This window comes from Rhizobium sp. T1470 (genome assembly GCF_042140505.1).
Lineage (GTDB): Bacteria > Pseudomonadota > Alphaproteobacteria > Rhizobiales > Rhizobiaceae > Rhizobium > Rhizobium favelukesii.
The window spans coordinates 125,628-145,468 of sequence record NZ_CP148094.1 but is presented as its reverse complement, the minus strand read 5'-3'; the positions used below and the strand labels follow the sequence as shown (position 1 = coordinate 145,468).

Below are 19,841 nucleotides of genomic sequence, written 5' to 3'. Positions count from 1 at the left end.
AAGAGCGTCGTTGAAGACGTGTAAGGTCAACAGCCTACTTTGCAGTTGCAGCATAGTGGCGATCGATGATCCTGCTTCGGGGGTTGGGCGATAATTAGAACCGACTGCCATGCGCGCCTCGGGCTGAACAATGTTGCGCGATTGCCTGACACTGCAATGAAAGGTGCATTCTACCTCCGCGTCCTTCAGCGAGCTTTTCGTAAGACCACCGCGGAAGCAACGCCACGATCTGGTTGGCTCTCGCGGCGCAAAGGCTGGCGCGGTGACGAATAGCGGAAATTCGCCGTGTCTACATCAGATTTTCGTGGTCTGAGAGTTTGGACCTTGCCGTGACGTCGTGCCTCCTTAGGTCAGCTGACATGTCATCTTCGCACCCGTGCCAGAGAGCAGTATGATCCTATCACTATCCGGCATCAGAAAGTCATATTCGACCGCCGAGGGCATAATCGAAATCCTGAAGGGTGTCGATCTCAGTGTCGCAGCAGGCGAAAGCGTGGCGCTCACGGGAGAGTCGGGCAGTGGAAAGAGCACACTTCTCCATTTGGCAGGTGGGCTAGACCAGCCCGACGCAGGGTCGATCTTTATGAATGGGCGGGACCTAGGACAGTTTGGAGAGAGCGAAAGGGCAAGATATCGCCGATCGGATGTAGGCCTCGTGTTCCAGCAGTTCAACCTCATCCCCTCACTAAGTGTTGCCACAAACCTTTCATTTCATGCCAAACTTGCTGACAGATACGATGCCGCATGGGAAAGACAGCTGATCGAAGGGCTTGGGTTGGAAAGTTATCTTGGCCGCTATCCCGAGCAATTATCCGGCGGCCAGCAGCAACGGGTCGCAATCGGTAGAATCTTGGCGGCGCGGCCGCCTCTGGTTCTCGCGGACGAGCCGACCGGAAACCTGGACGAAGCCACCGGTGATGCGGTCCTCGATCTGATGCTTTCGCTCGCACGAAATGCCGGATCAGCTCTTCTTCTGGTAACGCACTCGTCTCGTCTCGCTGATCGGTTGGATCGAAAGGTCGTCCTCCATGGTGGAAGGATCAGTGAATGAGGCTGGCCGCTTTCGCAGCACTCCTCTCACACTGGCGACGGAGACCTCTCCAGTTTCTAACCTTGATCCTGGGGATTGCTCTTGCGACCGCGCTTTGGTCAGGCGTTCAGGCAATCAATGCGGAAGCTAGGGCGAGCTATGTCCGGGCGGCATCTGTTTTGGAGCAAGGAGCTCTCCGACAGATTGTGGCGAGGGACGGCGGCAGCATTCCTGTTGAGATCTACGCAAGGCTGCGCCGGGGAGGATGGAACGTCTCTCCTGTGATCGAGGGAAGTCACAGGTTTGGAAACTTGCGTATACGGCTAATCGGCATCGACCTGCTGACCATGCCAAGCGAGGCGCAGGCTTTTCCGATCACTAGTGGTTCTGACTTGTTTGGCTTCGTCTCGGGGAAGGGCCAGCTTGTCGTCTCGGCGAGAACGGCCGAAAAGCTGCGCGGCGCCACAGATATGGATCTCAAGATTTCGGAGAAGACACCCGATGGTGCGGCTTTTTCCGATATCGCGGTGGCCGACAGATTGCTGGACGCACATGGCAAGTTGAGCCGTTTGGTAGTTGCTCCAAATCAGCCGGCGGGATTGGCTCCGCTCGACAGGATTGCGCCCGAGGTTACGCTCCGTGAAAACCAGGATCATCCCGATGTAGCCCGCCTCACTGACAGCTTTCATCTCAACCTGACGGCGTTTGGATTTTTATCCTTCATTGTCGGGCTATTCATCGTCTATTCGGCCACCGGCCTTTCGTTCGAGCAAAGACGCGGGACATTTCGGACGCTTCGATCCCTCGGCATCTCTCTGCGTGCTTTGACGTTGATGCTCGTGACAGAGCTTGCGATACTGGCGTTTTCGTCCGGGATGATCGGGGTCGTCATTGGCTACTTCATCGCTTCAGCGCTCATGCCGGGCGTGGCTGCTACGCTCAGAGGCCTATACGGCGCGAACATCTCTGGCTCTCTTTCGCTGCGGCCGGAATGGTGGCTGGCAGGACTGGCAATCGCCCTTGGCGGCACGGCCGTGTCATCGGCTCAAAGTTTGTGGAGGGTCTGGAGGTTGCCGATTTTGGCGGCCGCCCAGCCAAGGGCGTGGGCGAGGGCATCCGTTATAGGGCTCGTTTACCAGGCTATAACAGCAAGCATACTTCTCGGATTGGCGGCAATGGTCGCCGCTGTGGGATCGGGGCTTATGATGGGCTTTGCGGTCCTCGGTTGCTTATTGCTCGGCACGGCTCTGATGCTGCCGGGTCTTCTTACAATTGCTCTTCTTGGCGCAGAACGGGCATCACGCAGTGCCATCGCTCGATGGTTTTGGGCCGATACGCGCCTGCAACTGCCGGGCCTGTCGCTTGCCCTGATGGCGCTTCTTTTGGCGTTGTCAGCAAATATCGGTGTCGGAACAATGGTCTCAAGCTTTCGGCTGACCTTTAACGGGTGGCTGGATCAACGCTTGGCTGCGGAGCTTTACGTCACCGCCAAGGATGAAGATGAGGCCAGGCGGCTGCGGGAATGGCTTCCGCAACATGCGACTGCGGTCTTACCGATTTGGAGTGTCGAAGGCGAGGTTCTTGGTGAAGAGCTGCAGATCTACGGGGTTGCCGATGATCCGACTTACAGGGAACATTGGCCACTGATCGTCGCGGACAATGACGCTTGGGACAAGGTCGCGGCGGGGCAGGGCGTTTTGATCAATGAACAGATCTGGCGGCGCGGCGCCGCTCAGCCCGGGCAGACCATCACCATGCCCGGCGGATGGAACGCGATAGTCGTCGGGATCTATTCGGACTACGGCAATCCGATAGGACAAATCATCGTCGGGCTTAATTCGCTTGTCGAACACTACCCCGATGTTTCAAAGCTTCGGTACGGAATTCGTGTACCGCCTTCGCAGGCCCAGGACCTCAAGCGCCAGTTGGTCGATAAATTTGGATTGCTTGAGATGAGCATTGTCGATCAGGCTGCCCTCAAACAGCAGTCGAGGTCCATCTTCGAGCAGACGTTTAAAGTGACAGGCGCGTTGAATGTTCTCACTCTCGCCGTTGCTGGGTTCGCCATGTTCTCGAGCCTGCTGACGCTTTCCGGCATTCGGCTTCCCCAGCTTGCTCCGGTCTGGGCCATGGGCGTGCGGCGGCGTGATCTCGCACTGTTCGAAGTTTTGCGCACACTGGCCCTTTGGCTTGCAACGTTTGTCGCCTCGATCCCTGTAGGTCTGGCACTCGCATGGGTGCTGCTTGCAATCGTGAATGTCGAGGCTTTCGGATGGCGGCTGCCGATGACGATCTTCCCGCTCGACTGGCTGTGGTTGGGCGCGATCGCCCTTTTGGCTGCGCTCCTTTCGGTTCTGGTGCCCGTCAGACGCCTAGCCTCAATCAACCCGGCCGATTTGCTCAGGATTTTCGCTGATGAACGCTAGGTGCCTGGCCTCCGCTCTGGTGGCATTATCGATGATCTGTCCAGCCGGGAGCGCTTATCCGCAGGGTTTTGCTGGACTTGGGTCGGACGCGGAAGGCTTTGCCGTACCTCAAGAAGGCGTTGCTCTATCGTTTCCCACCGATCACGGAGCTCATCCCGACTACCGGATTGAATGGTGGTATGTGACCGCAAATCTCGTTGGCGAGGATGGGAAGCAGTATGGAGCGCAGTGGACGCTCTTTCGATCTGCCATGGCGCCGGGCGATCGCCCAGGGTTCGCGGACCCACAAATTTGGATCGGTCACGCGGCGGTCACCACCGAGAACCATCAATACGTAGGGGAACGACTTGGCCGTGGAGGCGTCGGACAGGCAAACGTAGTGGCTTTGCCATTCCAAGCGTGGATCGACACTTGGCAGATGAAGGGCAGTCAAAATGTGGATCGCGAGGCGCTCGCGAATATCGAGCTGAACGCTGACGGACCGGATTTTAGCTTCAGGCTGAACCTGACGGCAACCGGTCCGCTGGTGTTGCAAGGAGATCATGGGTTCTCCGTGAAATCTGAGAACGGTCAGTCAAGCTATTATTATTCGCAGCCCTTCTATCAGGTTTCGGGTGCGCTCAAGATTGATGGGGCAGATATCAAGGTCAGCGGGAAGGCTTGGCTCGACCGGGAGTGGTCTTCGCAGCCGCTCGCGGCCAACCAGACAGGTTGGGACTGGTTCTCGTTGCACTTGGATACCGGCGACAAAGTGATGGCATTTCGGCTCCGGGATGACCAGGATGGTTACATCTCAGCTAACTGGATTAGCGCCGATGGGCGGACCACACCTCTTTTGGGCGCGGCGCTTCTAATGGAACCGGTACGACGAGCAACGGTGAACGGGCGTCAGATGCCGGTTGCATGGCGCATCAGAATTCCGGGCAAGTCGGTCGATATCATCACTCAACCTTTGAACGACCAAGCCTGGATGACAACCTCCACGCCGTATTGGGAGGGACCGATTGCCTTCACGGGGACAACATCAGGTGTCGGCTATCTTGAAATGACGGGCTACTGAACTGAACGCGACGAATTTCATGGCTTTGGGTTCGGCGGCGTCCCGGCTCGGGCTGAAGTCACTGACCGGACCGAGCACTTCTCCACTCCGCGACATCTTCCATTTGCACCCAAATCGTTTCCTCTTTTCCGGCACGACCATGCTCCAGCTTGTACGTCGCAACCTGGCCAAACGTGTCAACGTATTCGAGTAGTCGTTCCTCAGATGCGTCTGGTGGCGAAGCTACTCCTTCCAGAGCCTCCCGCGTCACGATGACGAGCCAATTCGTCGTCTCGTCTGCCATCGGGATGTGACCGTTCTCGTCTTGAAGAAATGGCGGCAGGTTAGGGCGGAGTTGAAGTGACATAGGGTGCCTAAGACTTTTTTGAAGCAACGTTGCCAGGAGAACTATAGTCGCTTTATGTCGTTCCAAGCAGAATCCGTGCACATCAACAAATACTTTGTGCGTCGTCGTGAGGCTTACTTCCCGATCGCCTCGTTCACAACGCCCACCGCATCGATCTATCCGGGGAAAGCTTGCGGCGAAATCAGCACCGCAAATCTGGACGCGCGGCCGCGATCAACTGACACAACTACAGCCAGCAGGACCCCAGCCTGATGGGGGCGAGATGATCCCGGGATCCGGGGGGCGCAATCGTCTCGGAACAAACGGCCGGCTTCATCGTAATCGGCACCTCGGAGAAAAAATCGCCGACGGACCGGCCAAAGGCAAGGTGATCGAAATCTGGTTTCAGGATGAAGCGCCGATCGGGCAGAAGAACAAGATTACCCTCCGCTGGGTCAAACGCGGCACGCGACCAACTCGAGCTTGAACTGGTTCGTTTAGGTTTCAGTAGGGACGATTTATTCGGAAAAGCATCAGATCCGTAGGACGAGCCGGACTGATCGGTTCCAATCCTTCGACCTCTTCGCCTGCCAATAAGCGCGGCAGTAGCGGCAGCTGACCCTCACCCGGTAATCCCATTGGTGTCCGGCAAATGGCGAGATAGTCGAAATCTGCCAGAAGCTCGGTCTGCTCCGAGCCATCCGAAGTCATGAATGTCCTTAGGAATCGCCTAATTGCAGGGGCTGCGCGGTGGAACGGGATACTTGATACGCTGACGTTTCCTGGTCCGTTGACAATGATATGGAGACCTAGGGCGGGCGGAGTCATGATCTTCGACCGTCCAAGCAAACTGATGGTGGTGAGATCGTCGTGTTCACAGGAATTCCACAAGAGATAGTCGAATGCGTCGTAGTTTTCGCGGGCCTCCGGACGCTTCGGAGTAAGAACAATCAACGCGAGAAGCAGGGACGCAAAGCAGCCGATGACTGCCAAGACCTTCGACCCGTTTTCGGATAAGGATCGCCAGCCCAAGACCAGCTCTCTAATGGCGAGCGGCATAAGCAATGGAACGACGCCGACCGAAATTCTCAAAAAGCGGTTCGACAAAAAGACTACAAGAAGCAGTCCACAGGCAAGCAGGTAGATGATTGGTAGTTGCGGCCGTCCTTCGCTGATATACCGGCGCGCGGAGGGGGCTGCAAAGACGAGCATCAAGCTCATGGTCGCCAGCAGCGCGATGGCGATGTGATCGTGGCTGCGAAAGAATTGTAAAGACGACATTTCCTGCTGGATCCGGTCGAACCAGTACAGACGGCTTGGGCCGGTTATCATGGAGAACGGACCAGAAGCCGTCAGGGGATACTGCAAGAGGATACAAGTAAGAACGGCTGCGCCGAGAAATAGGAGAAGGATTCCGCGCACCGTCCAATTATAGCGTTCTCCCAGACCTATGGAGACCAAAACCGATACTAAGCCAAATCCCGACAGTGCCTGTATGTAGGGCATCGAAAAGGCGTCGGCAGACATTGCCCAGTAGTGAGGGGTGGGATTAGGACGAGCATTAAAATTGGCGGCATGACCAAGCAAGCGATCCCCGTCGAACCCAGCATTGTCCGACTGCCGCGAACGCCGAACACCCACGTACAACTGAGCGCTATCAAAGTCAGGGCAGAAGTCGGTAGCGTCTCAAGTCCGACAGCCGTCGAAACCGACACGCCCATGCCAACAGTGGCTCCACCGACCATGTCGAAGCGACTTATGCCATATATGACAAGTAACAGTAGGACGATCTGCAGGTTATGATGGTCGATCCGACCCGGACTGAACTCCCAAAAGGCATATGGCATGACAATCAGCAGCCCCAGCAGTGTTTTGACTGGAAGATCCGCTTTCGAGGGATAAAGTCACTTCAATACACTGACGATCAAGATGCTAAAGATGGCACCCAAGATCGGCGGCCATATTTTGAACGCGATATTGATCGCTTGCTCTTGCCCGAGAAAATACTGTCGGCCGAATGCGATGGATGCATAAGGTGCGTCGACCAGGCGCGACCATGGAGAGATGTATATTTCCGGACCGCGGACCATCGGTAAACTGAGATCGTACCAACCCGACGAGCTCATGAGCAATCGAAGGAGAAGACCGCGAAGTTGATCGTCGATATCGCCATTGTGAAGCGTATCGCCGCTAAGATCGAGTGAAATGTAGGCCGCGACCACGGAGACGACCAAGAGTAAGTAAGGGCCGAACGGCCAAGAATCGATCTGCACCTCACCGTGAGATGCTTTGCTCCAATGCCCGAAAAGCGCCATATCCTACTCTGCGTTAAAGTAGCAAAAAAAATATAAAAATCTGTAATGGTTGTAATCTCATAGGTTGAAAATAAACTCAATAGACGGATATTGGGCATAGTTAGCGACTAGATGGCTATCGGCACATTTGATACCGCAGTTCAGTTCCATAATTAAGCTTATGCCATTTTAACAATCATAACTTGCATGTATCGTAACATGCGCTCCTTGAAGTAGAACGACAGTATGCCGATTCCACGGAACGAGACTGAAACGCAATGGCTGATACTCCGGCCAATGGTTCGACCATCCGCTGTCCTTATCTCTGGACATGGCAGCGCGACAAGGGAGAAACTGAGGGCGGAAGGTACGCCCGCAGCGTCAATCCCTCGCCGCAGCGGCATCTCCAGGTGACTGAGCACGAATAGTGAGTTTCTGAGCCTCAAGCGCTACGAAATCGGAAAGCAGTTTGACGCGTGACGGCACGGTCCGACCAAGCGCGTGAACAGCGCTGAAGCGCATCGGCTTGAGCGCACCTGCAGGTGTCACATCGATCAATATTCCCGAATCCAAGTCGTCTACCACCACACAACGCAAGAGCAAGGCTACTCCGAGACCGTGCCGCGCTGCCGTATGTAGAGCGATGCCGCTGTCGCAGTCTATTCGCCCGGTTGGGAGGATCCTGGACCCGTCGGCAAAGGCGATGTGTGCCGGTCGGCTGCCAACGGAGTACCGCGCAAAGGGCATGCTCTGAAAGGCATCGATTGTCCTCGGCACGCCCCGTTTCGATAGAAGCGACGGGGCTGCAACGAGAACCATGTCGAGATCCGCGAGATGCCGAACAACCAGATCGGGTTGCACGACCTCCCCGACCCTGAAGACGACATCGTAATCGTCCCGGATGATGTCGACGAACCTGTCTGTCAACCCGACGTCCAGCGTTAGGTCAGGGTATTCCTCGGCAAACTTGGTGAAGATCGCCCCGAGAAACAGCTCTGACATTTCGACGGGCATACTGAATCGCAATCGTCCGGTTAGTCCGCCGCTACTTGATAGCCCATCGTCCGATGCATCGAGTTCCCGCAGCAGTGGACCGATCCGCTCGAACAGCATCTGCCCGTCGGGGGTCAGTATAAGGGCCCGCGTCGACCTGAGAAAAAGACGGGATCCGACCAGCTTTTCCAACCCACCGACGCTCTTCGAAATCGCGGAGGGTGATGTCTTCAGATCCCGAGCAGCCGCACTGAACGATCCAACTTCGACCGTGCGCACGAACGCGATCAATCACGCAGCGCTCACTGGACGAAACCGAGCTTCGCGAGGGTCTTGAGAGACGCCTTTTGGTCAGCGTCGGCCACCTGGACGCCAACTATGCCTAACGTCTCCGGACAAAACAGACGTCCGGCTGATCCGCATACGGTATGGGTTGCCGATCCCGCACCCGTTGAGCGAGGGGCAGGCCGGACAGTCGGCCTCCGTGCTGGCAGTCAAGACCGGTTGAAGGGAGGCCTTCTCTATTCCGCAATCGTGAATAGCTCGATCGGATCGGCAAAACCCTTCAGGCGGTGAAATTTGGTGGAGAGAATGTTGTCGGCTCCGGAGCTACGACGGAACATGTCCGACATGAGAAGCGACTTTCCGAGCCCCCCGCAGGCAGTCTGTATCCTGCTGAGCAGATTGACGTCCGAACCGATGACCGTTAAATCCAGCCTCCGTCCGGAGCCGATGTTCCCATAGCTCACCTTGCCATAGTGCAATCCCACTGTTGCTTCGACGCGGGCACCGTTCTGTTCGAATCCAGCAAGATTGGCGAAGATCTCCGCGGTTGCTGCCAACGCGCGTCGACACGCAACCACAGCGTCGGATGTCGGGAAGAATGCAAGTGCCGCATCCCCCATGAACTTCAGCACTTCCCCGCCGTTGCTCGTGATCGCAGGGATCACCGCATCGAAGTAGGCGTTGAGAAGTTGCAGCACCTTTTCGTCAGGCAGGCGATTCGAGAGTTCGGTGAACCCCTTCATGTCGCAAAGCAGAAGTGCTGCCTGCATCGTCTCGATCTCGCCCTGACGGATTTTGCCGGCGAGGATTCGTTGAGCCGTCATCGGCCCGATGTACGTATCGAGCAAGGACAGCTCGGCGTGACGCATGACCCGCATTTCGCAGGTATTGCGCAACGAAGGCAGGATCCGCTCGATGACACGGATTTCGGACAGCGTGAAACCGCCTGGCCGCTTCGTCCCAAATCCCGCCGCACTCACCGGTCCGTCGACGTTGCAGAGCGGCGCAATCATGAGCTGGACCAAATTCCGTCCCGCAAACACGTCGATATGCTGCCATGGAGACTGTCGGTCGCCCGCATCAACGATCATCGGCTCACGTGACTCCATCACCTTGACCAGTGGGCTTGAGGCGAACTCGACCTTGATCCCGTGATCCCTGTCATGGATCTCGACGGGTTCGGATGGAGCCCATGCGACCGTTCGGCCGAGGATCTCGGGATGAAGGGTCATCAGATGGAGCGTAAGTCTGTCGATAAGGAGGCCGATCTGCCGTAGCCTGAGACCCAGACCCGCAACCAAGCCGGCTTCGTCGATCGAATGGCACTCGTCGCCGGCGAGCCATTCCAGGATGGCAAGGATGGAGCCAGGATCGACATTGGGGCCGACGCTCCCGCGGTGTCTCCGGGAAATCGGTTCTCGTGTGATCGTGTTCATTGTGATCTCCTTGAGAATTGCTGTTCAGTGTGCGCCGCCGCCAGACATCTGGCCGCTTGGCTTTTTGAGGAGAAGCGTTGCGAACAAAGCAACGACGAGGCCCGCGCCAAGCAGAAAGAACGCATCGCTGAAAGCCATGACGTTGGCCTGCCTACGCACGCTGGATGCAATGGCGACAATGGCTTTATGGGTGGCTGTGGCCTGGTCGCTGACGCCGTGATTCATGAAGTACTTTGTCAGTTTGGCGACGCGATTTCGTGTGGCTTCTTCGAAGATGCTGATCGAGTTCGTGAGGATGTTCGAATGGAACTGCTCACGCTTCGATATGAAGGTCTGAAGCGATGCGATCCCGACCGCGCCACCGAGGTTGCGCATCATGTTGAACAACGCCGATGCGGAGCCTGCATTCTCCTGTTCGATGCCAGCAGTCGCAACGACCGAGAGCGGCGCGAAGACAAGGGCTTGTCCGATGGCACGGATGACATTCGGCCAGAAAAGCTGGTCGGCTGCATAGTCTCCGGTCATGTGGACGTTCATGAAATTCGAGGAAGCGAACAGTGCGAAGCCCACGGCGATCAACAACCGGACATCGATCAGCTTCATCAGCTTGGGAACGAGTGGAATGAGAATAAGCTGCGGGATACCGGTCCAGGCAAGCACCATGCCGATCTGTTCGGAATTGTAGCCCTGGATTCTAGCCAGATAGATCGGCAGCACGAACGCAGACCCATAGAGCGCGATGCCGAGCATAGTGTTCGCCAAGATACCGAACCCGAAGTTACGGCGCGCGAGGAGCCTCAGATTCAGAAGTGGGTTAGCGGTCTTGAACTCGATGATCAGGAAAAGCGTCAGAGAGACTCCGGCGACGATCGAGAGCTTGACGACGAACTCGGATCCGAACCAATCTTCCTTGTTGCCCTCCTCCAGCACCGTTTGAAGGGCGGCAAGGCCGATCGCCAAAGTGGCGATGCCAGGCCAGTCCCCCTTGGCAAGCAAGCCCAGGTTCATCGGAGCTTCGTCGAGTGAGGCCCAGAGCAGAGCGACCATCAGCAAGCCGGGGACGAGGTTCACGTAGAAGATGAATTCCCAGCCGTAATTCTCTGTCAGGTATCCGCCAATGGTCGGCCCGATCGCTGGAGCGAACGTGGCCGAAAGCGCAAAGAGCGCCAGTCCGATCGGTTGCTTCGGCTTTGGCAGCAGCGTGATGATGATCGTGAAGGCCATGGGGATCAGGACTCCACCAGCAAAGCCCTGGATGGCACGGAGCACGATCATCTGTTCGAGGTTTGTGGCGAACGCACAAGCAACGGAAAAGACCAGAAACAAAATGGCGTTGGTCAGGAGATACTTCCGGAGGGAGAAGACCTGCGCGAGCCAGCCGCTGAGGGGGATGACCACGATTTCCGCAATGAGATATGAAGTCGAGATCCAGCCGCCGTCATCCTTGCCCGCCCCGATCGCGCCCTGAATGTCTGCGAGCGACGCGTTGACGATCTGGATATTGAGGACGGCCATGAATGCGCCCAAGGTCGATCCGACGACCGCGCACCACGTTCGGAGAGGGCTCATCCCGGTTTTGGCGGATTGAGACGATGCGGCCTGCGGCGGCTCTTTGTTGTTCGCTACGAGCTTAAGTGTAGCCATGACATTGCTCCTTCCGCAGTCGCGGAATCTTCACCACGGTATTTCTGTGATCGGAAAAGACAGAGGGTTACCCGCCAGCGCCCGTTACTTCGCTTCCGAGAGCCGCGCGAGTCTTGTGTTGATTTCCGGCTCTACGGACATTCCGGACCGGAGCTGAGCCGCGCGGGCTTCGTCATCGATGATGATCTTCACCGGGATTCGCTGGACGATCTTTGTGAAGTTGCCCGTCGCATTGTCCGGGGGAAGCAGGGAGAACTCGAGGCCGCTCGCTGGCGAGACGCTGTCCACGTGCCCTTTCACTTCGAGGCCTGGAAAGCTATCCACCTTGATGTCTACCGGCTGCCCCGCCCGAACGTAGGTGAGTTGCGTTTCCTTGAAGTTGGCAACGACATAGACTGAATGCAGGGGCACCACCGCCATCAACTGCGTGCCAGCGGTGACATACTGTCCAACGCGGATCGAGCGTGCGCCGACTGTTCCGTCGACCGCCGCGACGATATTCGTGTAAGAGAGGTTCAGTTCGGCCTGTTGTGCGGCCGCGGCGGCTCGTTCCCGTTGAGCGACCGCCTGGTCGCTCTCGCTCTTTAGAACCGGCACCCTGTCGTGCGCGGCAATCAACACAGCCTGGTCGCGTTGGACTGCGGCGGTCGCCTGATCCATCAGTGACCGGCTCTGTTCCGCACGCGATTGCGTGCCCGCCCCGGTGCTGATCAGGCGCGTGTTTCTGTTGGCCTCGGATTTGGCGAAGACGAGCGAGGCATTCGATGCATCGACCGAAGCCTGCGCCTGGCCGATGACCGATTTTTGTAGTTCGATCTGCGCGTCGATATTCGTGATAGCGGCATCAGAAGCCTTTACTTCAGCCCGCGCCTGGTTAAGTGCCGCCTGGAAGTCACGATCGTCGATCCGCGCAAGAACCTGCCCTGCGGTTACGGCGTCGTTGTCATTAACGAGCACCTCCTTGACGTAGCCGGCCACCTTCGGAGCAACCGTCGTGTAGTCTGCCTTTACATAGGCGTTATCGGTGGACTCGATAAACCGGCCGACGGTCCAGTAGTGGTGCCCGAAGTGGACGCCATACGCCCCTCCGGCTAGCAGGACCACGGCAAGCACACCCTTCTTGATGGCAGATTTCCGGCGGGGAGCGGCAACAGGCGCGGACGAGATCTGTTCGGCGGGATCGTCTCCGTTTATGCCGGGATTCGTGGACTCGAATTCTTCCTTGCGGGGTAGTTCAACCATTGCAATCTCCTGCGATCATCGCTCGCGAGCAATCTCTCAGGTCTTAAGTGCCCTATGTCGCAGCGGTTGATAATTCCCCTATCACTTTAAAGATTATCCGCTCAGAGTGGATAATCTTCTGATCTCTTCTGCTCGGCCGAGGCTGAGGACGCGCGCCACTATTTGATTTTCGTTGATCACCGGCCCGGACGAATTTGGGCGCGCGGCCGAACCAGGCTGATAAAAAGGGCCGTCGTCTAAAGGCTGGCTGATGTCGAACAGATGCACCCGCGCGGCCGGAGCACAAGCCGGGCCGGCGCGGGCGCGAGATGATCCGACCTCCTAACGGTACTGAAAACCGAGGTCTACGTCGGCGACGATACAGGCGGTGAGGCAGCGATCGACTAGCTGTTCAAACGCATGCAGTCGTCTGGTCGGCCCTAACCCAATAACGGTCAGTAGTCCCAGAAGACTGGCACCCAACGAAAGCGATCGCCGGTGACCGCCACATGGCCGACGCAGGGGAACGGCAGATGAGTGGCCACCAGCAGTTCCCCGTTCGCCGCCAACTCCTGCAAGAGACGCACCCGGACGCGGGCTGCCTCCTCGGGGTCATGTTCGAAGCCATTGTACCAGTCGGGGTGTTCGAACCCGACCGCGAACACGGCGTCGCCGGCGAAGGTCAGTCGTTCGCCGCCGGACGCCAGGCGGACCACGCTGTGCCCTGGGGTGTGGCCGCCGGTGCGATGGACGACTACCCCGGTGCCACCTCGTATTCCTCATCGAATAGCCGTAGCTGACCACGGTATTCCTTCGAGAACTGCTTGGCGGCCGCCCGAAGCGCATCCGGGAACCCCGGCGGCATGGAGACGTGAGAAAAATCGGGAGCTTCCCAGAACTTGATTTCGGCGGCCGCCACGTGGATGCGCAGGTCCGGACGCAGGCTGTCCTTCACCCCGTCGATGAGCAGCCCGCCGATGTGGTCCATGTGCAAGTGGGTAAGCACCACGTCGGTCACGGACGCAAGATCGATGCCGGCGGCCTCCAGCCGCTTGATCAACTGACCGGCCCGCGGCAAGTTCAGGTCCGGGTCCAATCCTAGCCCAGCGTCGATGAGTATGGTCTGCTCGTCGCTGCGCACCACGACCACGTTCAGCGCCCAATCATAAGCGTCCGGCGGCAGGAACATGTCGTCCAGCCAGGCAGCCCGGTCCGCGGCGTCGGCATTGTGTCCCAACATCTTGGTTGGCAGCGGCAACACCCCGTCGCTGACCACCAGGACATCGATTTCGCCGATCCGCAGCGCGTAGCGCGATGGAACCAACTCGCCAGTTCCTGGCTTGCCGAGATGAAAGGTTTTTTCCAAGCTGCTATTTGGCTGCTGCGGATTCATACGGGGTTTTGTTTCTGCCTGCGACATGACGCGCTCCTGTTTTGCGTGAAGACTAGCCTGTCACTCTCCACCCGGCAGGACGCTGATGTCGCATACCGTCATGGATCCGGCGCTCGAACCTATGTTTCTGAAAGTGTCGCTTTCGAGTGCTCCTTGGTGGCGGCTCCAGCAACCCTACAACCACCCCTCAAACGCCTGTAATCCAAACTTAGGTTTGGGATTGGCCGCTAGCCGCAGACGCTGGGGCAAGACTAGAATCGGGCGTGGCTAGCGCCCGTTTGGCGTTGATAGCCAGGCCAATGATGACACCTTTAACTGTTAGGGCCGAACGAACGCAGGCCTGCGTCAAGATCCCAGGACTGTGCCGACGCATGATGGGAAGCCGACTTGACCGTGCCACACATGTGCGTTTGATTCAGCCGAACGACCATCCGGATGACTGGCTATGTCGCCGCGCGCCGGCCGTATCGGCACGGTCATTCCTCGCCTTCCCGGCAGCAAAGGTTTAATGGGGCTAAGCAGCCATTTCCGCTGTCCGATCCCACTAAATTTTGTGTATGCGCAGGGCCGGGAGACACCTCGCTCAAAGCGTCCGGGTTCGACCGAAAGTCCGAAGCAGAAGGTTGATCGAGACCGCGACTTTGTCAATGTCACGAACGTCCTGGGAGTAACGTCCGGTATAAAGCTTGACGATCATCTTATCGCGGGCCGAACCGCTAAGATCGAAATGAAGGTGCAGGTAAAAGGCCTCCGTGTCGCCTACGCGAGCAATGCTCCTTCGTCTTTGGGTGACCATCCTTAATTCCGTTTTGAAAGGCGAAAAACCCTCGAGCGACAGCGTGACATCGGCGGATGCAAAGCGCGTCTCCGGCGGCACGGCAACGACTGCCTTGTCGAGCGCCAGACTGACCATGCGGCCGGGAACGCCGTCGACGTGAACCGCTTCATCAAGTTTGAACGCATCGAAGAGCCGCCGCGGTTTCTCGAAGCAGATCAAGGACGCGATAGCGAGAACGAGAATGTTGATGCCCGACCAGCAAGCCGCAATCGGTGAGAACTGCGCCTCGACATGCGAGGTCTCAGGCACGATATTGACGACAAGACCGATGGCCGTCGCCGATATCAACACCGCTATCCAGGCAAGGCTGTATGCATCATATCCAATCGCATGGTTGCCGCTGCCCTTCGGGGTCACCCTGAACGGTTTGCCGAAGGGACGTACCACACTGGAAATGACAGTTGGCAACATCCGAAACGTCGCAAAAGCTCCGACTGCACTCGATACGACGGGCAAATATCGCGTCGGTGTTATCCAGAGCATCAAAAGGAAATAGGCCGTCAGCAACGGCACCTGATTGGAGATATAGTCCGCAGCATTGGTGAAGTAGAGCGGCAACAAGCCGAACCAGAGATATATGATCGGGATGATCAATATCGTAAAGCGCACCAGATACTGCACCAACCACGACAGCGGAAGGAACATGATGCGTTGAAAAAGTGACAGACCGGGGCCGCGCAGTGGGCCGTTGTGGAGATAGAGTGTTTGAATTCCCCCCTGGCACCAGCGCTCGCGCTGTACGAAATAGCCAGTCAAATTCTCAGCGGCCAAACCCATCGACAGGCGCTCATTCAGGTAACGGGTTTTGTAACCCTTGTTGAGCATGGAAAGGGTGGTCAACAGATCCTCTGTGATGGATTCCGTCGGGAAACCCCCAATCTCATCGATCGCCTTTGCCGAGGCGCTCCGTCGCCAGTCCAACTCCTCGCGCTTCGACTTCATCGCCGACCACCGCGGCATGTTCTCGCGCCTCGGCCTGACCGAAGCGCAGGTCGACCGCCTGCGAGACGAGTTCGGGATCTACATGGTCGGCGATTCCCGCTTCAACGTCGCGGGCCTCAAGGAAGACCGGCTCGATGACCTCGCCAAGGCCGTGGTTGCGATACTTTGAGGGAAATTTAAAGCAAATGAGGGCTGGGCAATGGACCTGACCTACGTCCCATGGCACGCTTCGTTCTCGGGATCTTTCAACACCTATTCAGCGATTGAAGCGCGCGACCAGCGTCATCAACTTCTCTTTTCAAGCCATGCGAGCGCTCGTTCTGGTTCCCCGAGACCGAAAAACGCGGATTTTGGGGTGATCGAAAGAGCCGGCGGGGTCCGGAATTGTCTTCAGATAAGCTGCTGTCTGTCGCAACCGCAATGCGCTCGATCGATTGATGATGATTGGCGACGGTGCGAGCTGATTTCGTCGGCAAATGCAAGATCGATCAAAGACGCGATAACGTCGCTGGCGAATGACATGTCCAATGTGCTCGCCAGAATGGCGGAATAGGCGCGAAACAAAGGAAAGGTCGCCCATCCTGCGTTCGTCTTTTCCAATTGGCCAATTCTTGGCCTGTTGCGTATCCTGAACCTCACGGAGGAATTAGTTTCGCTGAAGGCCTGAAGCCATACTCAACTAGTGCCGCGCCACAGAGATTATGACTCTTTGACGGGGTAAGCTTTGCGGAGCTTTTGGCGGGCTTTTTCGGTTGTGAACATCCATTGGATCTTTGCGCCATTAGCGTTGCGTTGCTGCTCCCAGGCTGCGACTTCGGCGATTATGGTGTCTTTATTGTCGATACGACGGTCGAGGCATTGGCTGCGCAGGACACCGATCTCGATCTCGACCATGTTGAGCCAACTGGCGTGCTTGGGCGTGTGGTGGAACTCCAGTCGCTTCAGCACCCTTCGAGCCTCCGGGGCTGGAAATGCGTCGTAAAGCGCCCCGGCGGAATGGGTGGAGAGGTTGTCCATCACCACGCGGATGATCGGGGCGTCGGGATAATCGACGTCGACCAGTTCGCGCATGCACTGGGCGAAGTCTTGGTTGGTTCGCCGATCGGTGACCTTCACCCTGCGCCAGGGCTGGTGGGCGTCCATGAAGACAAACAGATTGACCGTGCCGTTTCGGCGATACTCGCAGTCGTAGCGTTCAAGCTGGCCAGGCTTGGCCGCAATGGGCTCGCGCACTTCGCCGATGAGTTGGGTCGGGCTCTCGTCGAAGCAGACCACGGGCCTTTGTGGATCAGGCGTCTCTGCGTAGAGGTCGAGAACATCCTCCATGCGCGCGACGTATTCCCCATCGAGCTTTGGGATGCACCACATGTCTTTGCGCCAAGGTTTGAGATGATTCTCAGCCAGCCGGCGACGTACGGTCTCCGAGGACAACTCGTCATGATCGGTGAGTCGGACCATCTCATCGGCCAGAAGCTCCAGGGTCCAGCGGGCTCGCCCGGGCGGCGGCTTTGAGCAGGCGGTCGCCACCAACAGCGCCTCCTCCTTGCTCGATAGCTTGCGCTCAACACCCGGGCGCGGTTCTTCACTGAGCGCGCCTTCCAGATTGGCTTCCACAAACCGGCGCTTGGTCCGGTAAATCGTCGATCCGCTGACGTTCAAGGTTGCCGCGATCACCTCGTCGCTGAAGCCTTCGTCCGCCGCCACCAGGATCTGGGCGCGCTTGATCTTGCGCGACGCATGGCGTCCCCCGCTCAACAAAACGGCCAGTTGATCACGTTCCGATTGGCTAAGCTCTACGTGAAACTTTATATTCATCGACACCTCCTTCAGCGCGGAGACGCAGATGAATCCGAAAATGAGTCCCTCACTTGACCCGCAAGCCGCAACGGCAAGACATGGCCTTACGCAAGTCCAAGGCCAGTACCTGGCCTTCATCTACGCCTACAGCCGCATCTTCAAACAGCCTCCGGCCGAAGCCGACATGCGTCGCCACTTCGCCGTTACGGCTCCGTCTGTTCACCAGATGGTGCTGACCCTCGAGAAGGCAGGATTTATATCCCGCGTGCCAGGCGCAGCACGCAGCATCCAACTTCTCATCCCACCAGAAGACTTGCCCATTCTACGATAACCCAACCCGTCATAATCTCTGTGGCGCGGTACTAGCTATCCAAAACATAAGCGAGCGCAAATCATGTATTATTAATAATCTATGTAACCTAGCGTTTTGCTAACACCACTTGCCAAAGAACCGTACTGGTTGCATGTTGAGATGCTATTTAACTTTGAGAGAAAATTCATGGCGACAGGTACGGTAAAGTTCTTCAATGCAGACAAAGGCTTCGGGTTTATCAGCCCTGACGGAGGAGCCAAGGATGTGTTTGTTCACATTTCGGCGCTGCAAGCGTCTGGAATTCAAGCCATTCGTGATGGCCAGAAGGTTTCATTCGATATGGAACCGGATCGGACGGGCAAGGGACCGAAAGCTATTAATATCGAATTGGTCTAGGGGGTGCACTGTTTGGTCAGTATGACGTAACCCGCCTCTAGCTGCGAAACCTCGGCAATGAGGTTTCGCCGGTACCTTGCCGAGCACGCTCCAGATATGCAACTGGATGCCCTCGGTCGGGTTGCTCGCATACGAAGCCCAGCAGTCTCTTTTCGTTTGGATTGCAGCGGTTCCTTTTCCGGTCAACTGAACAGCGGTCGGAACGGTGGTTGCTTTGCCGCCATCGTGGTGCTTTTGCTGAATTCAACAAAAAGCTAGGCACTCCGACGCACCCTCTGCCTGAAGTTGAGGGACCGAATGGTTGTTCGGCGGGGGCCGGTGGCTATCCGAAAACATCCACCCGGGGCTAAAGGGCGCGCCTGAGCCGGACCTCAAACCGATCTGAAAGGCTTGAAGTCACTGTCTTGCGGCACCTAACGGGGTTGCTTTGTGCCGCAAGTCGTATGCGCTCAATACTTGATGTCTCTGCCCGTCTGACGCCCCGTTTGCTTAGCGTTCCGTTTGTCCTGTCGGCACGCGGCGTTGCTTTTGTCGTTAGCGGAGCGGCACGCCTGCTTTGTATCGCGCGCACCCTGGCGGGTGTCTTGGCGGACATCACGCGCAGCCTTGCGCTGTTGTCCTTGCTCTGTTGCCAAGGACATAGCTGGCGCGCCTGCGAGGAATATCGTAGCCATCAAGGCACTGAATAGAGGCTTGAATCCGAACATTGTTCGTCCTCCCGTTGAAGCGGCCACGATTGTGGCCTCATGCCCATGGTGGCGGCCTCATGCCGCCACCGTCATACCGTCTGCTACATTTTAGAGACTGCTTCTATTGCGCCGGCCACCGTAGAACTGGCGTTGTTCTTGCAATAGTCGGCAATCTTTTGCGCATTTGCATGGGCTTTGTCACCGTCCACCATGCCATCTCCAGCTTTGCCATGGACATATCCGTTCACCCACATGGCCACGCCAATAGTCTTGGCTGCAGGCATGGCACCGACTTCCTTGCAGGTGGGCTTTGACATGTCCACGTCTGCAGCCAGCGCCTGGCTAGCCAAGCAAAGACCTGCAGCTGCGATTGCGATTGACACAAACCGTCTCATGGTACTGTCGTCCTCCCAAACAGCCTCGCCCTTGGCCAGGACGAGTGCTCGTGCATGTGTGGAGTTTTGTTTGGAAACCGCACCGAGCCACGATCAGGACCGATCACGGCAGGAACCGACAGTTTAGAAACAACTAATAATAGCACGATGCGGGCGAGGATGCGCGTTTTTTATAAAGTTTTCGCAAGGCTACGGGTTATCCGCTGCATCAACGTTAGGCCTGACGAGAGTGCTTTCCTCCCTCAGGTGAGCTGGGGTCAGGACTTCGGGAAGATACGCCCCATCGTTCGAGTTCGTCCCTTCCCTGCAACACCGAAATGTCGCAGTAGCTTTGGGCCACTCAACGAGCCGCAGGACCGATAAC

At 57.2% G+C, this 19,841-nt stretch carries 14 protein-coding genes and 3 pseudogenes; 6 read left to right on the top strand and 11 right to left on the bottom strand.

Annotated features, from left to right (window positions below):
- The first annotated feature begins 391 nt into the window (after positions 1-391).
- Genes WGT02_RS34965 through WGT02_RS34955 form a run of 3 tightly spaced genes read left to right on the top strand, consistent with a single transcriptional unit; the run spans position 392 to position 4,516 of the window.
- A complete protein-coding gene (locus WGT02_RS34965) occupies positions 392-1,051 on the top strand; it encodes an ABC transporter ATP-binding protein (RefSeq protein WP_208245379.1) in 660 nt (219 codons plus the stop codon).
- A complete protein-coding gene (locus WGT02_RS34960) occupies positions 1,048-3,456 on the top strand; it encodes an FtsX-like permease family protein (RefSeq protein WP_208245381.1) in 2,409 nt (802 codons plus the stop codon). The genes WGT02_RS34965 and WGT02_RS34960 overlap by 4 nt, the downstream gene beginning before the upstream one ends.
- Positions 3,446-4,516: a lipocalin-like domain-containing protein gene (locus WGT02_RS34955; RefSeq protein ID WP_208245383.1), complete on the top strand. Its 1,071-nt coding sequence runs from the start codon at positions 3,446-3,448 to the stop codon at positions 4,514-4,516. The genes WGT02_RS34960 and WGT02_RS34955 overlap by 11 nt, the downstream gene beginning before the upstream one ends.
- Before the next feature lie 829 nt (positions 4,517-5,345).
- Here WGT02_RS34955 and WGT02_RS34950 read toward each other — a convergent pair.
- From WGT02_RS34950 to WGT02_RS34915, 8 genes and pseudogenes are all read right to left on the bottom strand, one after another.
- Positions 5,346-6,428 carry a hypothetical protein gene (locus tag WGT02_RS34950; RefSeq protein WP_208245385.1) on the bottom strand — a complete coding sequence of 361 codons (1,083 nt, stop codon included), beginning with the start codon at positions 6,426-6,428 and terminating at the stop codon, positions 5,346-5,348.
- A gap of 317 nt (positions 6,429-6,745) precedes the next feature.
- Positions 6,746-7,156, bottom strand: coding sequence for a hypothetical protein (locus WGT02_RS34945; RefSeq protein WP_208245387.1), 411 nt, complete (start codon positions 7,154-7,156; stop codon positions 6,746-6,748).
- Positions 7,157-7,516: 360 nt separating this feature from the next.
- Positions 7,517-8,407: a LysR family transcriptional regulator gene (locus tag WGT02_RS34940; RefSeq protein WP_309475155.1), complete on the bottom strand. Its 891-nt coding sequence runs from the start codon at positions 8,405-8,407 to the stop codon at positions 7,517-7,519.
- A gap of 242 nt (positions 8,408-8,649) precedes the next feature.
- Positions 8,650-9,849: an adenylate/guanylate cyclase domain-containing protein gene (locus tag WGT02_RS34935; RefSeq protein ID WP_208245389.1), complete on the bottom strand. Its 1,200-nt coding sequence runs from the start codon at positions 9,847-9,849 to the stop codon at positions 8,650-8,652.
- A gap of 24 nt (positions 9,850-9,873) precedes the next feature.
- Positions 9,874-11,493, bottom strand: a complete 1,620-nt coding sequence (locus tag WGT02_RS34930) for an MDR family MFS transporter (RefSeq protein ID WP_024318949.1) — start codon at positions 11,491-11,493, stop codon at positions 9,874-9,876.
- Positions 11,494-11,577: 84 nt separating this feature from the next.
- Positions 11,578-12,735, bottom strand: a complete 1,158-nt coding sequence (locus tag WGT02_RS34925; RefSeq protein WP_024318948.1) for an HlyD family secretion protein — start codon at positions 12,733-12,735, stop codon at positions 11,578-11,580.
- A gap of 434 nt (positions 12,736-13,169) precedes the next feature.
- A pseudogene (locus tag WGT02_RS34920) lies at positions 13,170-14,107 on the bottom strand (MBL fold metallo-hydrolase).
- A 583-nt stretch (positions 14,108-14,690) separates the two neighbouring features.
- Positions 14,691-15,848: pseudogene (locus tag WGT02_RS34915) on the bottom strand (glycosyltransferase); the annotation flags it as partial.
- Between WGT02_RS34915 and WGT02_RS34910 the strand changes: the two are divergent.
- Positions 15,832-16,056: pseudogene (locus WGT02_RS34910) on the top strand (aminotransferase class I/II-fold pyridoxal phosphate-dependent enzyme); the annotation flags it as partial. The pseudogenes WGT02_RS34915 and WGT02_RS34910 sit on opposite strands and share 17 nt — an antisense overlap.
- Positions 16,057-16,586: 530 nt before the next feature.
- Here WGT02_RS34910 and WGT02_RS34905 read toward each other — a convergent pair.
- Positions 16,587-17,702, bottom strand: coding sequence for an IS630 family transposase (locus WGT02_RS34905; protein WP_208245192.1), 1,116 nt, complete (start codon positions 17,700-17,702; stop codon positions 16,587-16,589).
- A gap of 28 nt (positions 17,703-17,730) precedes the next feature.
- Between WGT02_RS34905 and WGT02_RS34900 the strand changes: the two genes are divergently transcribed.
- Positions 17,731-18,015 carry a LexA family transcriptional regulator gene (locus WGT02_RS34900; RefSeq protein WP_225039569.1) on the top strand — a complete coding sequence of 95 codons (285 nt, stop codon included), beginning with the start codon at positions 17,731-17,733 and terminating at the stop codon, positions 18,013-18,015.
- A 168-nt stretch (positions 18,016-18,183) separates the two neighbouring features.
- Positions 18,184-18,393 (top strand): cold-shock protein, encoded by a 210-nt coding sequence (locus WGT02_RS34895; protein ID WP_024317693.1) that lies wholly within the window; start codon positions 18,184-18,186, stop codon positions 18,391-18,393.
- Between the two features lie 449 nt (positions 18,394-18,842).
- Here WGT02_RS34895 and WGT02_RS34890 read toward each other — a convergent pair whose 3' ends face one another.
- A complete protein-coding gene (locus WGT02_RS34890; RefSeq protein ID WP_231052461.1) occupies positions 18,843-19,067 on the bottom strand; it encodes a hypothetical protein in 225 nt (74 codons plus the stop codon).
- Positions 19,068-19,183: 116 nt separating this feature from the next.
- On the bottom strand, positions 19,184-19,477 hold the full coding sequence (locus WGT02_RS34885) for an HdeA/HdeB family chaperone (RefSeq protein WP_024317695.1): 294 nt from the start codon (positions 19,475-19,477) through the stop codon (positions 19,184-19,186).
- Positions 19,478-19,841: the final 364 nt, after the last annotated feature.

Coding starts and splice junctions, on each gene's coding strand:
- WGT02_RS34965 (WP_208245379.1), top strand. CDS start 392: ATGATCCTATCACTATCCGGCATCAGAAAGTCATATTCGACCGCCGAG.
- WGT02_RS34960 (WP_208245381.1), top strand. CDS start 1,048: ATGAGGCTGGCCGCTTTCGCAGCACTCCTCTCACACTGGCGACGGAGA.
- WGT02_RS34955 (WP_208245383.1), top strand. CDS start 3,446: ATGAACGCTAGGTGCCTGGCCTCCGCTCTGGTGGCATTATCGATGATC.
- WGT02_RS34945 (WP_208245387.1), bottom strand. CDS start 7,156: ATGGCGCTTTTCGGGCATTGGAGCAAAGCATCTCACGGTGAGGTGCAG.
- WGT02_RS34935 (WP_208245389.1), bottom strand. CDS start 9,849: ATGAACACGATCACACGAGAACCGATTTCCCGGAGACACCGCGGGAGC.
- WGT02_RS34930 (WP_024318949.1), bottom strand. CDS start 11,493: ATGGCTACACTTAAGCTCGTAGCGAACAACAAAGAGCCGCCGCAGGCC.
- WGT02_RS34925 (WP_024318948.1), bottom strand. CDS start 12,735: ATGGTTGAACTACCCCGCAAGGAAGAATTCGAGTCCACGAATCCCGGC.
- WGT02_RS34905 (WP_208245192.1), bottom strand. CDS start 17,702: ATGAATATAAAGTTTCACGTAGAGCTTAGCCAATCGGAACGTGATCAA.
- WGT02_RS34900 (WP_225039569.1), top strand. CDS start 17,731: ATGAATCCGAAAATGAGTCCCTCACTTGACCCGCAAGCCGCAACGGCA.
- WGT02_RS34895 (WP_024317693.1), top strand. CDS start 18,184: ATGGCGACAGGTACGGTAAAGTTCTTCAATGCAGACAAAGGCTTCGGG.
- WGT02_RS34890 (WP_231052461.1), bottom strand. CDS start 19,067: ATGGCTACGATATTCCTCGCAGGCGCGCCAGCTATGTCCTTGGCAACA.
- WGT02_RS34885 (WP_024317695.1), bottom strand. CDS start 19,477: ATGAGACGGTTTGTGTCAATCGCAATCGCAGCTGCAGGTCTTTGCTTG.